Raw genomic sequence first — 15,121 nt, 5'->3', positions numbered from 1 at the left:
AGTACTTAACACAGAGAATCGCTACTTTAGCATAACAGTTCTCATTTTCATCGGAGTGTTGTCGTGAAAACCGTCATGCTGCTACAGACGCTCGAAAACCAGCTTAACCGCCTGCGACAGCGTTGTGCCCCGTTGGCGCATCATACAACGCTTAGCGCCCGCTTTGACCGGCATCTGTTTCACACTCGCAGCACGTTGCTGCAGGCGTATCTGGATGAAGCAGAAGATAATCTCACGGCCCTACGCCGCGCGGTGGATCAGCAACAACTCCCCCAAATTAGCTGGCTTGCGGAACACCTTGCTTCACAGTTAGAGGCGATTTCACGCGAAACAGCCAGTTGGTCGCTCAGAGAGTGGGACTGCGCCTCTCCCGGCCTGGCGCGTTGGCAGCGCAAGCGGGTTCAACACCAGGAATTTGAACGCCGGCTGGTTGAAATGACGCGTGAACGCAAGGAGCGCCTGTCCCAGGCTACTGGTTTTGAAGAACAACAGAAATTGCATCGTGAAGTAGAAGCGTTCGAGGCGCGACTGACGCGCTGTCGCCATGCGCTGGCAAGAATAGAAGCTGTGCTGGCGCGTTTAACCCGTTAATACCCGGAGAATTTATGTCATTAGAGAACGCCCCGGACGAGGTCAAACTGGCCGTCGATTTGATTGTTTTACTTGAAGAAAATCAGCTTCCAGCACGCACAGTGCTACGCGCGCTGGAGATCGTTATGCGCGATTATGAAAATAAGCTTAAAAGTGCGGAAGGCGCCTCGCAAACTGATTGATTGCCCTCTGGTCTGCCATTGGCTTCGGTGTCAGAGTCGTCGCAACATCACGACGATAACGGACAGATCATGGAACGGCTCCCCACCACGCCGCACGATGCGGTCTTTCGGCAAATGCTGACGCAAAAAGAGGTCGCCCGAGATTTTTTGCAGATCCATCTGCCTCGAGCGTTTCTCAATATATGCGATATGGAAACATTAACGCTGGAATCAGGCAGCTTTATTGAGGACGATTTACGCACCTGCTATTCAGATATCCTCTACTCCCTGCAAACAACACATGGACCCGGCTACGTTTATGTGCTGATTGAGCATCAGAGTAAACCCGAAAAATTAATGGCCTTTCGCCTGATGCGCTACGCTGTTGCTGCTATGCAGCATCACCTTAACGCCGGGCATAAAACCTTACCTCTGGTGGTACCTGTACTGTTTTATCATGGTACAGAAAGCCCGTGGCCCTATACTCTCAACTGGCATCAGTTGTTTAGCGAGCCACAGCTTGCGAAAGCGCTTTATGGCAATGAATTTGCGCTGGTAGACCTGACCATTATGCCAGATAATCAGATCATGCAGCATCAACGGGTAGCGATGCTGGAACTCCTGCAAAAACATATTCGGCAACGCGATCTGAGCGAGTTATTGGATCAACTCATTACGCTCTTAACGCAGGATCGCCTGACAGAATATCAGCTCGACGTTTTGATTAATTACATGCTGAAAGCAGGAAATACCACGGAACCCGGCGTACTTGTCCGCCAACTGGCGCAGAGTGCGCCACAGTACAAGGAACAGCTGATGACAATTGCTGAATGGTTAGAAGAAAAAGGTAGAGCGGAAGGCATGCAGCAAGGGCTGGAAAAAGGTCGGCAGGCAGAAGCCCGTGATATCGCACAAAAAATGCTCGCCCGCGGCCTGGAACCGGATCTGATTACACACCTTACGGGCCTGACGCAGGAAGAACTGACAGCGCTGACTCACTAAATACAATCAGGGCGGCAAACTGGCCACCCTGATTGCAACTTAACCTACCGAAGGCGTCGGATCATCACCTTTGATGATGTCACGCTTAACTTCGGTCACGGTGTCCCCTTTCGCATTATGCAGGTGCACTTCGAGCTGGTTAAAGGCGATATCAATGTCATTTTCACGACACAAACGATCGACCGCACGGTTAAGTTCGTCAACCGTATGGCTACGATCGCGCAGTTCACGCACGTATAAACGCAGCTCATGATCCAAGGTGCTGGCGCCGAAGGCGGTAAAGAACACCGCTGGTTCCGGATCGTGCATCACTTTCGGGTGTTCCATCGCCGCCTGCAACAGCACTTTCTTCACTTTCTCCAGATCCGAACCGTAGGCCACGCCAATGCGGATCACCAGACGCGTAGTGGTATCGGAAAGCGACCAGTTGATCAAACGCTCCGTCACAAAGGCTTTGTTCGGGATGATCACCTCTTTGCGATCAAAGTCGGTAATAGTGGTGGCACGAATACGGATCTTGCTGACCGTTCCCGAGAATGTTCCGATAGTCACGGTATCGCCGATGCGTACCGGGCGCTCAAACAGAATAATCAGACCGGAAACAAAGTTACCGAAAATCTCCTGTAAACCAAAACCAAGACCAACCGACAAGGCTGCGGCCAGCCACTGTAGTTTATCCCACGAGACGCCGAGCGAACCGAAGACCGTCATCGCACCGATGGCGATGATCGCATAGTTAAGAATGGTGGTGATCGCATACGACGCTCCCTGGCGCATCTTCAGTCGCGAGAGCACCAGCACTTCCAATAGTCCGGGTAAGTTGCGGATCAGCGCCCATGCGACCATTGACGCAATAATCGCAAACAGCAGGCTGCCCATGGTGACGCTTTTCACCACTGCGGCCCCCGCTTCTGTAGCGTTATAATGCCAGAGCGTAATGCTGTCGAGGTAACTGAACACGGTGATCAGATCGGACCAAATTGCCCAGAACAGAACACCAAACAAGGCAACCATCACCAGCATGGTGATACGTAAGGTTTGCTGGTTAACCTGCTCCAGCGCAATGGTCGGTTCTTCTTGCGGTTCTGCGCCTTCTGCCCCTTCTTTCACCAGGTTCTGACGACGCGCTAACGCACGACGCCAGGCGATACGCCGCGCCGCCACGCTCAACCCGCGGAGCACCGTCTGATACAACAGGTTCCAGACAATAACCAGATAAACCGTTTCAATCCAGCGGCCCGACAAGCGCAGCGTGGTGTAGAAATACCCTGTCGCCGTCAGCACCATCAATGCAATCGGGATAATAGACAACACGGTAATGGTGACCAGACGCAGACCATGCGACTCTTTGTCACGCCAGCTTTCACGGCACATTGGCCATACCAGGAAGGCGATCAGCAACAGGTTGAGGAAAATAACGGACTGACCAAGCACATCATCCATCAGATTGAGCGGCGACAGTTCAGCAACAACTGACCAGAAGTTAAGCGGTAACAACGCCAGGCTAATACGCACAATCTGGCGACGCCAGTGGCTGGTTTGCTTTGCAGGCATGCCAAAATGGCGTATCGCCACACCATCTTTTTCCAGCACCTTCCAGCACAGACCAAATACCAGCCAGAAGACAGTCATCTTCTTACTGAACGCCCACAGCAGGTCGCTGATATTCAGCTGCATGGTAAGCAGAATCAGCCCCACGGCGAGGATAATCAGACACGCTGGCAGCGCTCTGATGAGATCGATCAGTATCGCTTTTGGCGTATTGAGCTGACTGTCATTACGCAGGTTGCCTACCGCGGCGGCTAATTTCGCCTGATATTCTTTCAGCCATTTCAAACGCCAGCGGATTAACCCGGCAATGAGCAGCAGCGGCAACCCTGCCAGGAAGGCAATAAATACCGCCGGCCAGGCTTTTTCCCAGTTCACGGTGATTTTCATCGACTTAAACTGGTCTTTAAGCGTTTGCGGGAAGGCTTTGATCCAGTCCCAGTCCATTGGACGGTTACTGTTAACCCAAAAAATTTGCTGGGTGAGGATCCCTTTCAGGTTTTTCGACACGCTCATCAACTGCTGCTGGTTGATTTGCAAGTTAATCGCCATCATCAACTGGTTGCCCAGTTGCTTATTCAGCTGATCCAACAGCTCCCGGCGCATATCCACGACCTGCAGCAGGGCATCATGGACTTCACCGTTGACTTCGTTGCTGTGCCCTTCTTCCAGTTTGGCGACAAACGCATCATTCTGGAACAGGGCGTCACGCTGCTGGTTGACCTCAAATTGTTCCAGACGCAAATCGGCAATCCGGTTGGTCATATCAGCAAGCTCATCTGCCGACGGCAGCGTTTGTTGCTGCTGGTACAGAATACGTGACAACAACAGACTGCCTTTCAGGACGGCGATCTGTTCTTTAATATTGCGTTCGGATTGCAGCGCGCGATCGAGCCAGTTTTTAACCTTAATATTTTGCTGCATCAGGTTATTGCCGTTTTCGGTCGCGGCGATCAGACGCTGGCTAAGCTGATGGTTGACGTCCAGTTCCTGCTTCACTAACGGATTAGACTGAATACGCTCAGCTTCGTCAGGCGATACCGCTTCCTGCGCCGTCTTTTCGGTTAACGTCAGCCGTTTGCTGTTTACAGCCTCTTGCAGGAGCTGGAGCTGATGCTCAAGACGATTGCTGTTTGCCGTCACGTAATCGCGTTGTTTTTGCAAGGTGTCCTGCAAAATCGTATTGCCTTCAAGGCTTTTACGCTGTTGGTCGATCTGCGCGTTCAGTAGCGCCTGCTGCGCCTGCAGTAGCACCTGCTGGCTGGGGCGCAACGCCGCCTCCCCCACATTATTACCATCGAGCCGATTGCGGATTTGCTGCATTTGCTGCGACGCGGTGTACATCGCATTTTGCACGCGCTCTGGCTGAGTCTGCAGCGATACCAGTTGGCTGTTATAAGCGGCCAAATCATTTTGCGCGCTTTGCAGGTCATCCAATACCTGCGCCACGCGCGACTCCAGTTGACGTAAGGAGAGCGTACTCAGCGTTTTTCGCGTTTCATCGTCATTATCAACATCACTGAGCGAATTTAGCGCATCTGTCGCCTGACGCATTTTCTCCGGCGCCTCGGCAACTTTCTGCCGAAGCTGTACGGTCTCATCTTTCACGCGATCGATTTTATCCAGCGTGGCGATGGTATCGGTCAGATCCTGCTGAACCAGCTTATCCTGCGCGGAGAGATCTTTTTGTTTATTCAGCGCGTCCAGTTGGCTCTGAATATCCGCTTTCGTCGGCAGATCCCCACTCTGTTGCGCCCGTGCAAATGCTGACGACTGGCAAGAAAGCAATAGAATGAAGAAAAGAAAGGTAATAGCAATAAGATGCTGTGAACGTTTATAGAGCTGCAACATAGTCATGAGAATGAACGTTTCTGAACCGGAAAAGTGACCGGAAATAGTCAAGCGGCAAGAATATCACGGCTGTGAGCGGCAGAATAGCAGCAGGCAAAACGACCAGGATAATTCCTGGTTCAGACCGCAAAAGTTAGCAGGATTTCGCCACGTTAACCCGCAGGCTTGGGCAGAGAAGACACATCTCCAGCAGTACTGCGACGTATTCACGCGCGTCTTTTTTCAGATCAAAAGATTCAGGGGCAAATAACCAGTTCTCTATAATTCCCGTAACATAGCTACGCAACAGCACCGCCACGCGACGCGTGTTCAGATTTTCCGGCAGCATGTTGGCATTCATGCACTGCCGCAATGTTTGTTCGATACGGTCGTAATTTTCAATACACAGACTGCGTTGAGCCAACTGAACAGAGGCCATTTCCCCGACAAATTCGCATTTGTGGAATATAATTTCCAGCAACAAACGTCGACGTTCTTCTGTCACGGTAGCTTCAAGAACGTAAATTAAAATTTCTCTTAATACTGATAGTGGATCGTCGGGGAATTTTGCTTGATACTCAGTCTCTAACTCATCAATGTTAGGTTTTGCTAGCTCCCAAATTTCACTGAATAAATCCGATTTGTTTTTGAAATGCCAATAGATTGCGCCGCGCGTGACACCAGCGGCTTTTGCGATCTCCGCAAGCGAGGTGGATGATACCCCTTGTTGCGAAAACAAACGCAGAGCAACATCGAGAATGTGCTGTCGTGTTTCCTGTGCTTGTTGTTTGGTTTTTCGTGCCATAGGTCAGTGAATTTACAGGCGTTAGATTTACATACATTTGTGAATGTATGTACCATAGCACGACGATAATATAAACGCAGCAATGGGTTTATGGGCTTTAAGCCATTGATCAATTTGAAATCGGACACTCGAGGTTTACATATGAACAAAAACAGAGGGTTAACGCCTCTGGCAGTCGTTCTGATGCTCTCAGGCAGCTTAGCGCTAACAGGATGTGACGACAAACAGGCCCAACAAGGGGGCCAGCAGATGCCAGAGGTTGGAGTTGTTACGCTCAAAACTGAACCTCTACAGATAACAACCGAACTCCCGGGTCGCACCAGTGCGTATCGCATTGCTGAAGTTCGTCCTCAGGTTAGCGGTATTATCCTGAAGCGTAATTTCACGGAAGGTGGTGACATCGAAGCGGGTGTATCTCTCTATCAGATTGATCCTGCGACTTACCAGGCCGCTTATGAGAGCGCAAAAGGCGATCTGGCCAAAGCACAAGCCGCAGCAAATATCGCTCAACTGACGGTCAAACGTTATCAGAAACTGTTGGGTACTAAGTACATCAGTCAACAGGATTACGATAGCGCGCTGGCAGACGCACAGCAGGCGAACGCCGCCGTTGTCGCCGCGAAAGCCGCAGTAGAAACTGCACGCATCAATCTGGCCTATACCAAAGTGACGTCGCCGATCAGCGGCCGCATTGGTAAGTCATCCGTTACGGAAGGCGCTCTGGTGCAAAACGGTCAGGCGACCGCACTGGCTACCGTTCAGCAATTGGACCCTATCTATGTAGACGTGACGCAGTCAAGTAACGACTTCCTGCGCCTGAAACAAGAGTTGGCCAACGGCACGCTGAAGCAAGAGAACGGTAAAGCGAAAGTCGAGCTGGTGACCAATGACGGCATCAAGTTCCCGCAGGCCGGTACGCTGGAATTTTCCGATGTTACGGTAGATCAAACCACCGGTTCGATTACGTTACGCGCCATCTTCCCTAACCCGGATCACACCTTACTACCGGGAATGTTCGTCCGTGCTCGTCTGGAAGAAGGGACTAACCCAACTGCATTACTGGTTCCGCAGCAAGGCGTTACCCGCACACCGCGTGGCGATGCCAGTGCCTTGGTTATCGGTGCAGATAACAAAGTTGAAATGCGTCAAATTGTCGCCGCACAAGCGATTGGCGATAAATGGTTAGTCACTGATGGACTTAAGCCGGGCGACCGCGTGATTGTCACTGGGTTGCAAAAAGTACGTCCTGGCGCGCAGGTAAAAGCCCAGGAGATTACCGCGGATAACAACCAGCAAGCCGCAAGCGGTAGCCAGCCTGAACAGTCCAAGTCTTAACTTAAACAGGAGCCGTTAAGACATGCCTAATTTCTTTATCGATCGCCCAATATTTGCGTGGGTGATCGCCATTATCATCATGTTGGCAGGGGGGCTCGCGATCCTCAAATTGCCGGTAGCGCAATATCCGACTATTGCACCGCCAGCAGTGACGATCTCCGCGACCTACCCTGGCGCTGATGCCAAAACAGTACAGGATACTGTTACGCAGGTTATCGAACAGAATATGAACGGTATCGATAACCTGATGTACATGTCCTCAAACAGTGACTCCACGGGTACCGTGCAGATCACCCTAACCTTCCAGTCTGGTACTGATGCGGACATCGCGCAGGTACAGGTGCAGAACAAACTGCAGTTGGCTATGCCGTTACTGCCGCAGGAAGTACAGCAGCAAGGGGTTAGCGTTGAGAAGTCATCCAGCAGCTTCCTGATGGTCGTCGGTGTTATCAACACCAATGGCACCATGACGCAGGAGGATATTTCCGACTACGTTGGCGCCAACATGAAGGATGCCATTAGCCGTACTTCAGGCGTGGGCGATGTTCAGCTGTTCGGTTCGCAGTACGCAATGCGTATCTGGATGGATCCGAACAAACTGAACAATTTCCAGCTGACGCCGGTTGATGTCATCAACGCAATCAAAGCGCAAAACGCCCAGGTTGCAGCCGGTCAGTTAGGTGGTACGCCGCCGGTGAAAGGCCAGCAGCTTAACGCGTCGATCATCGCGCAGACCCGTCTGACCTCCGCCGATGAGTTCAGCAAAATTCTGCTGAAAGTGAATCAGGATGGTTCCCAGGTTCGTTTACGTGACGTGGCGAAAGTGGAGCTGGGCGGCGAGAACTACGACATCATTGCGAAGTTCAACGGTAAACCAGCATCCGGTCTGGGTATCAAGCTGGCGACAGGCGCTAACGCCCTGGACACGGCAAACGCTATCCGCGATGAACTGAAGAAGATGGAACCGTTCTTCCCGTCAGGTCTGAAGATCGTTTACCCGTATGACACCACGCCGTTCGTGAAAATCTCTATTCACGAAGTGGTGAAAACGCTGGCGGAAGCAATCATCCTCGTGTTCCTGGTCATGTATCTGTTCCTGCAGAACTTCCGCGCGACGTTGATTCCGACTATCGCTGTGCCGGTGGTGCTGTTGGGTACGTTTGCCGTCCTTGCGATTTTCGGCTTCTCGATAAACACCCTGACGATGTTCGGGATGGTGCTCGCCATCGGCCTGTTGGTGGATGACGCCATCGTGGTGGTCGAGAACGTTGAACGTGTTATGGCGGAAGAAGGACTACCGCCGAAGGAAGCAACACGTAAATCAATGGGCCAGATTCAGGGCGCGCTGGTGGGTATCGCAATGGTGCTGTCAGCGGTATTTATCCCGATGGCATTCTTCGGGGGTTCTACCGGTGCAATTTACCGTCAGTTCTCCATCACCATTGTTTCCGCGATGGCGTTGTCAGTACTGGTGGCATTGATTCTGACCCCTGCCCTGTGTGCAACCATGCTCAAACCGATTGCTAAAGGCGATCACGGAGAAGGTAAAAAAGGCTTCTTCGGCTGGTTTAACCGCATGTTCGATAAGAGCACGCACCATTACACCGACAGCGTGGGCGGTATTCTGCGCAGCACCGGTCGTTATCTGGCGCTGTATTTGATCATCGTCGTGGGCATGGCCTATCTGTTCGTTCGTCTGCCAAGTTCGTTCCTGCCAGATGAAGACCAGGGGGTATTCCTGTCAATGGCTCAGCTGCCAGCGGGTGCAACGCAAGAGCGTACCCAGAAGGTGCTGGATGAAATGACGGATTACTATCTGACGAAAGAAAAAGCGAACGTTGAATCGGTATTTGCCGTTAACGGCTTCGGTTTTGCGGGTCGTGGTCAGAACACCGGTATCGCGTTCGTCTCACTGAAAGACTGGAGCGAACGTCCAGGTAAAGAGAATAAAGTTGAGGCGATTACCGAGCGTGCGATGGGCGCATTCTCGCAGATTAAAGATGCAATGGTCTTTGCCTTCAACCTGCCAGCGATTGTGGAGTTAGGTACCGCCACTGGTTTTGACTTCCAGTTGATTGACCAGGCTGGTTTGGGCCATGAAAAACTGACCCAGGCGCGTAACCAACTGTTTGGTGAAGTTGCGAAACATCCTGATCTGTTAGTCGGCGTACGTCCTAACGGTCTGGAAGATACGCCGCAGTTCAAGATCGATATCGATCAGGAAAAAGCGCAGGCGCTGGGTGTTTCCATTAGTGATATTAATACAACGCTGGGTGCCGCATGGGGCGGAAGCTACGTGAATGACTTCATCGACCGTGGTCGTGTGAAGAAAGTTTACGTCATGTCTGAAGCGAAATACCGTATGTTGCCGGAAGATATTGGCAACTGGTACGTGCGCGGCAGCGATGGACAGATGGTCCCATTCTCCGCCTTCTCTACCTCACGCTGGGAATACGGTTCACCGCGTCTGGAACGCTATAACGGTCTGCCTTCCATGGAGATCTTAGGCCAGGCCGCACCGGGTAAAAGTACCGGTGAAGCGATGGCGATGATGGAGCAACTGGCCAGCAAACTGCCATCCGGTATCGGTTATGACTGGACGGGTATGTCCTACCAGGAACGACTGTCCGGTAACCAGGCCCCTGCCCTGTATGCCATTTCACTGATCGTCGTCTTCCTGTGTCTGGCGGCATTGTACGAGAGCTGGTCAATTCCATTCTCCGTTATGCTGGTAGTACCGTTGGGGGTTATCGGCGCATTGCTGGCGGCGACATTCCGCGGTCTGACCAACGACGTATACTTCCAGGTAGGCCTGCTCACAACCATTGGGTTGTCGGCGAAGAACGCAATACTTATCGTCGAATTCGCCAAAGATCTGATGGATAAAGAAGGCAAAGGTCTGATAGAGGCGACGCTGGACGCGGTCCGCATGCGTTTACGTCCAATCCTCATGACGTCATTGGCCTTTATTCTGGGCGTAATGCCGCTGGTAATCAGCTCCGGCGCAGGTTCCGGCGCGCAGAACGCCGTTGGTACTGGCGTAATGGGCGGGATGGTGACGGCAACCGTGTTGGCTATCTTCTTTGTTCCGGTGTTCTTTGTGGTGGTACGCCGCCGCTTTAGCCGCAAAAATGAAGATATTGAGCATAGCCACTCAGTCGATCATCATTGATACCTCTCTAAAGATAAGGCCGCGCAAGCGGCCTTTTTTCTGGAAAAATCATAAAATCCACTTATTGAAATTCGGTTTATTTTCTCCGGCTTAAATAAGCGATATAATCCCTGTAGCCTTAAAGGCTATTCTTAAAAAGTGTTGAGAGTTCTTATTTACCTTAATAAATATTAAGATTATTCCTGGTTATCGCGCCGTCCTGGCGGTTGTTGCCTGTCGTTGCGATAGCTAATGAAGATAACCCGATGATTGCCCGAAGAATAAAGAAATTGTCCGATTTCAAATAACTGTACTTATCTGTTAAAATGTAAAAATGACGCCACGTCATAATTTTGCATAATTGTAATTTTTCGTGATATGACGATGAAATCTTTTTTAGACTAGATTATAGTTAAATCATCAGGAGTCGCGGGCAAGTTCCAGGTAGTTTGTTGTATCCATCCCGAAGGTGTTCGGTTAGTTTAAGCCACGAAGAAGGGGATGCGTTATGGATGAATACTCACCCAAAAGACATGATATCGCGCAGCTTAAATTTCTCTGCGAAACTCTGTATCATGACTGTCTTGCAAACCTTGAACAAAGTAACCATGGCTGGGTTAACGACCCTACCTCTGCAACCAGCTTGCAGCTCAATGAACTGATAGAGCATATTGCAACCTTCGCACTTAATTATAAAATTAAGTACAATGAGGACAATAAGCTGATTGCGCAGATAGATGAATACCTGGATGACACTTTTATGTTGTTCAGCAGTTATGGTATTAATACGCAGGATCTGCAGAAATGGCGGAAATCAGGTAATCGACTGTTTCGCTGTTTTGTCAATGCCACCAGGGCTAATCCTGTTAGTTTGTCTTGTTAAAAATTATTACAATCATAGGTAAGAGTTATGTCTGATAAACCATTAACTAAAACAGATTATTTGATGCGCCTGCGACGCTGCCAGACAATTGACACGCTTGAGCGCGTTATTGAAAAAAATAAATATGAATTGTCCGACAACGAACTGGCTGTATTTTACTCAGCAGCGGATCACCGTCTTGCTGAATTGACCATGAATAAGCTCTACGACAAGATTCCAACTTCCGTTTGGAAATTCATTCGCTAATTGCTCTCGAGGTTAAGTCAGGTATAGCGGGACATTTGTTTGTCTGACTGACCATTTTCGTATTTACAATGGTTATTTAATTCAAATCACGTGATTACGATCACAGCGAACCAACGGGAACGTTCCCTTTGCTTGCATTGCGTTTTACTGTGCTGAAATGATCATCAGGACACAGGGAATTCGTAATGAGTAAAGAAAAGCAAAAAATGATCGCCGGCGAACGCTATCGCCCGGCAGATGAAACGTTGCGCAAGGACCGACTACGCGCTCGTCAGTTGACTCACCGCTACAATCTCACCTCGCCAGAGGCAAAAAGTGAGCGTCAGGCCATCCTGCATGATCTGCTGGGTCAAAGCGAAGGTGCATATATTGAACCCTCTTTCCGTTGTGATTACGGTTATAACATCTATCTCGGTAAAGAATTTTACGCTAACTTCGACTGCATCATGCTTGATGTCTGTCCAATCCATATTGGCGACAACTGCATGCTGGCACCCGGCGTCCATATCTATACCGCGACACACCCTCTGGATGCGACCGAACGCAACAGTGGCCTGGAGTTCGGAAAGCCCGTGACTATCGGCAACAATGTCTGGATAGGTGGCCGCGCAGTGATAAATCCCGGCGTCACGCTCGGTGATAATGTCGTTGTAGCCTCTGGCGCGGTGGTGACGAAAAGCGTTCCGGCAAACAGCGTAGTCGGCGGTAATCCCGCGAGGATCATCAAAACGCTGTGATCTAAAATGTAACTGTTATGCTAAATTGCGGTTAATCTGTTACTACCTTCAGGTGGTATCCCCTTTTAAAATAGGGCGATCGCTCCTGAATTTTGCAGATATCACGAAGGCAAGAGATGACAGAAATACAGCGCCTGCTTACCGAAACAATCGATGACTTAAATATTCGCGAGAAGCGCGACAACAAACCGCGCTTTAGCATCAGTTTTATTCGCAAACATCCGGGGCTGTTTATCGGTATGTATGTGGCATGGTTTGCCACGCTGGCGGTAATGCTACAGTCAGAAACGCTGGTCGATTCGGTATGGCTGCTGGTAGTACTGTTTGTCATACTTAACGGCTTTTTCTTTTTCGACGTGGCGCCGCGTTATCGCTATGAAGACATCGACGTCCTGGATTTCAGAGTTTGTTATAACGGTGAATGGTACAACACGCGTTTTGTTCCCTCCTCACTCATCGACTCTATTTTGCACTCCCCTTCCGTTGATAGCGAGCATAAAACACAACTGCAAAAGATGATTTCACGTAAAGGCGAACTCTCGTTCTACGATGTGTTTACGCTCACCCGCCCGCAGGCCAGCCAGTAATTTCGCCTCTGACATAAAAAAGTGCGTCCCTGTAAAGGAAACGCACTTTAGTCCCTGAATGCCGGCAAAGAAATTAACGTCTTTTTTTACGGCCCTGTACCGCTTTAAATCGCGGATTTGTTTTACAGATAACATACAAACGCCCTTTGCGTTTCACTATCTGGCAGTCAGGGTGCCGCTGTTTTGCGCTACGAAGCGAATTGAGTACCTGCATTTTAACCTCGCTTAGCGCCAATAAAATGACCAAAACGTTTCTGGAAGCGGGCTGCGCTACCTTCGTTGTCAAAGGTCTTTTGTTTTCCGGTGTAATACGGATGTGACTTAGAAGAGATATCAAGGGTCACATACGGGTACGTTTTCCCCTCGAACTCAATCTCACGTTCGGTTTTGATGGTCGAACCGACCTTAAAGTATTCATTGGCACTGGTATCGTGAAACACCACGGTACGATAAAAAGGATGGATATCCGGTTTCATGGTAACCTCAAATTGTTACGTTATAACATAATCATTAAAGTACACCACTCTTATTTAAATCACAACCTGATTTACGCGACGGGCAAACAAACGGGGTGATAAGTGGCCCTAAATATATGATGCCAATCGAATAGCTTTTTCGGCTTTCGGATATACTTTCCTTACGCTGTGTTAATAAGGATATCATTGTGACAACACGACATCTGATAAGCCTGGTGACAGGGGTGCTGTTTCTTTCTATCCTCGCCCCCGTAGGTTTAAGCTTGTGGCTGGCACATCGTCAGGTCGAAACAAAGTTTATTGATGAACTCGATATGTTCTCCACACGAGTCGCATTGCGCACAGAACGCGTCGGCGAGCAGGCCAGGAAAGCATTACGCCACATAGAGTCCTTTCAGGGAGTGCCTTGTAGTGATGAGCATCTGCTGGAAATGCGTCGCTTGTCATATAGCTATCGCTATATTCAGGAAGTGCTGTATCTCAAAGACAATGTTCCACAATGTTCATCTCTGGAAAAAAACAGCCAGGCTGCCGCATTTCCACCAGCAATGAAAGTCACGCCGGATGGATATCGCGCATGGCTTACTACGCAAAATGATTTGGGCATCAAGCGTTTTATGGCAGCTTTAGGTAGCGAGCATTATGTCGTGATGGTCGATCCGGGTTCCTTTATTGATGTCATCCCGTTTGGCTCATGGCCAATCGAAGTCACTATCATTGGCACCGCGCGCAACGTGGTGGTTGCCAGTAGCGCCGCGCTGCCATCGGACGTTTTGCAGCATGTAAAACAAGAACATTCGATCACTCATTTTCAGAAAGATAGCAATATTTTTAATGCCCGCCCCTTTCCTGAACTGGGCATCACGATCGTCACCTGGGCATCTACCCTACCATTACAAAAAACCTGGCACCGACAAGCCCTGATCTGGCTCCCGGCCGGGATTATCATCGGCCTGCTTACCGCCGCCTTTATTCTGCGCATTTTGCGTCGCTTACAGTCCCCCCATCACCAGTTGCAGGATGCTATCCAGCATCGGGATATCAAGGTCCATTACCAGCCCATTATCTCGCTCACAACGGGAAAAGTGGTCGGGGCAGAAGCACTGGCCCGTTGGCAGCAGGCCGATGGGAGCTATCTGTCGCCTGAAATTTTTGTCGCGATGGCGCAGGAGACCGGACTGACAAAACCCCTCACGCGTTTGATAATTGAAAGCGTATTTGACGATTTAGGAAAATGGCTGCGCCAACACCCGGATCAGCATATCTCCATTAATCTTGAGTCAGCCGATCTGGCTTCTGAAACGCTTCCCGCGCTGTTAGGCCAGAAGGTAAAGCACTGGCAGCTTAAGCCAGCGCAAATCGCGCTGGAACTGACCGAACGCGAGTTTGCCGATCCGAAAAACAGCGCGCCGTTTATTGCTAAATATCGTCAGGCGGGACATTCAATATACATCGATGATTTTGGAACCGGCTATTCCAGCCTGAGCTATTTACAGGATCTGGATGTGGACATCCTGAAGATCGATAAATCCTTTGTTGATGCCCTGGAGTACAACAACGTGACGCCGCATATCATTGAGATTGCCAAGACGCTGAAGCTGGAAATGGTGGCAGAAGGTATCGAAACTGAAAATCAGGCAGCCTGGCTACGCCAACATGGCGTGCAGTACGGTCAGGGCTGGCTTTACAGTAAAGCACTGCCAAAAGCGGAATTTATTCTGTGGGCTGAAAAACGGCTGTGACATGGCTGTTGATGTTGAGATGGCTGG

The 15,121-nt window shown here is 50.1% G+C and carries 14 protein-coding genes; 10 read left to right on the top strand and 4 right to left on the bottom strand.

The window, feature by feature from the left end:
- The first annotated feature begins 63 nt into the window (after window positions 1-63).
- The 3 genes from priC (at window position 64) to FDX09_RS06235 (ending at window position 1,754) form a co-directional block, all read left to right on the top strand.
- Complete coding sequence (gene priC / locus FDX09_RS06245; RefSeq protein WP_170973228.1) at window positions 64-591, top strand: primosomal replication protein N''; 528 nt, start codon at window positions 64-66, stop codon at window positions 589-591.
- A gap of 14 nt (window positions 592-605) precedes the next feature.
- Entirely contained in the window at window positions 606-773 is a 168-nt protein-coding gene (gene rsmS / locus FDX09_RS06240; protein WP_006685679.1) for a pleiotropic regulatory protein RsmS, read from the top strand.
- 69 nt (window positions 774-842) lie between these two features.
- The gene (locus FDX09_RS06235) at window positions 843-1,754 is read left to right on the top strand and encodes an Rpn family recombination-promoting nuclease/putative transposase (RefSeq protein WP_137346928.1); all 912 of its coding nucleotides are present in this window, start codon (window positions 843-845) and stop codon (window positions 1,752-1,754) included.
- A 39-nt stretch (window positions 1,755-1,793) separates the two neighbouring features.
- Here the strand turns inward: FDX09_RS06235 and mscK are convergent, their stop codons facing one another.
- Both mscK and acrR read right to left on the bottom strand, forming a co-directional pair.
- A complete protein-coding gene (gene mscK / locus FDX09_RS06230; RefSeq protein ID WP_069323970.1) occupies window positions 1,794-5,159 on the bottom strand; it encodes a mechanosensitive channel MscK in 3,366 nt (1,121 codons plus the stop codon).
- 127 nt (window positions 5,160-5,286) lie between these two features.
- Window positions 5,287-5,937, bottom strand: a complete 651-nt coding sequence (gene acrR / locus FDX09_RS06225; protein WP_069323969.1) for a multidrug efflux transporter transcriptional repressor AcrR — start codon at window positions 5,935-5,937, stop codon at window positions 5,287-5,289.
- A 141-nt stretch (window positions 5,938-6,078) separates the two neighbouring features.
- Here acrR and acrA point away from each other — a divergent pair, with 141 nt between their 5' ends.
- The 6 genes from acrA (at window position 6,079) to FDX09_RS06195 (ending at window position 12,876) form a co-directional block, all read left to right on the top strand.
- Window positions 6,079-7,272: a multidrug efflux RND transporter periplasmic adaptor subunit AcrA gene (gene acrA, locus FDX09_RS06220; protein WP_038638348.1), complete on the top strand. Its 1,194-nt coding sequence runs from the start codon at window positions 6,079-6,081 to the stop codon at window positions 7,270-7,272.
- A gap of 22 nt (window positions 7,273-7,294) precedes the next feature.
- Window positions 7,295-10,444, top strand: coding sequence for an efflux RND transporter permease AcrB (acrB, locus tag FDX09_RS06215; RefSeq protein WP_038638345.1), 3,150 nt, complete (start codon window positions 7,295-7,297; stop codon window positions 10,442-10,444).
- 487 nt (window positions 10,445-10,931) lie between these two features.
- Window positions 10,932-11,306: an Hha toxicity modulator TomB gene (tomB, locus tag FDX09_RS06210; protein WP_003021733.1), complete on the top strand. Its 375-nt coding sequence runs from the start codon at window positions 10,932-10,934 to the stop codon at window positions 11,304-11,306.
- A gap of 27 nt (window positions 11,307-11,333) precedes the next feature.
- Window positions 11,334-11,552, top strand: a complete 219-nt coding sequence (locus FDX09_RS06205) for an HHA domain-containing protein (RefSeq protein WP_002892050.1) — start codon at window positions 11,334-11,336, stop codon at window positions 11,550-11,552.
- A gap of 185 nt (window positions 11,553-11,737) precedes the next feature.
- Window positions 11,738-12,289, top strand: coding sequence for a maltose O-acetyltransferase (gene maa, locus FDX09_RS06200; RefSeq protein ID WP_121528689.1), 552 nt, complete (start codon window positions 11,738-11,740; stop codon window positions 12,287-12,289).
- 116 nt (window positions 12,290-12,405) lie between these two features.
- Window positions 12,406-12,876, top strand: coding sequence for a YlaC family protein (locus tag FDX09_RS06195; RefSeq protein WP_069323967.1), 471 nt, complete (start codon window positions 12,406-12,408; stop codon window positions 12,874-12,876).
- A gap of 73 nt (window positions 12,877-12,949) precedes the next feature.
- Here the strand turns inward: FDX09_RS06195 and ykgO are convergent, their stop codons facing one another.
- Complete coding sequence (gene ykgO, locus FDX09_RS06190; RefSeq protein ID WP_005125190.1) at window positions 12,950-13,090, bottom strand: type B 50S ribosomal protein L36; 141 nt, start codon at window positions 13,088-13,090, stop codon at window positions 12,950-12,952.
- Between the two features lies 1 nt (window position 13,091).
- On the bottom strand, window positions 13,092-13,352 hold the full coding sequence (locus FDX09_RS06185) for a type B 50S ribosomal protein L31 (protein ID WP_038638331.1): 261 nt from the start codon (window positions 13,350-13,352) through the stop codon (window positions 13,092-13,094).
- A 188-nt stretch (window positions 13,353-13,540) separates the two neighbouring features.
- Between FDX09_RS06185 and FDX09_RS06180 the strand changes: the two genes are divergently transcribed.
- Window positions 13,541-15,094: an EAL domain-containing protein gene (locus tag FDX09_RS06180; RefSeq protein WP_085047627.1), complete on the top strand. Its 1,554-nt coding sequence runs from the start codon at window positions 13,541-13,543 to the stop codon at window positions 15,092-15,094.
- Window positions 15,095-15,121: the final 27 nt, after the last annotated feature.

Source organism: Citrobacter sp. wls717 (genome assembly GCF_005280955.1).
GTDB classification, from domain to species: domain Bacteria; phylum Pseudomonadota; class Gammaproteobacteria; order Enterobacterales; family Enterobacteriaceae; genus Citrobacter; species Citrobacter werkmanii.
The sequence above is the reverse complement of the archived record's forward strand: the minus strand, read 5'-3'. Positions and strand labels throughout refer to the sequence as shown.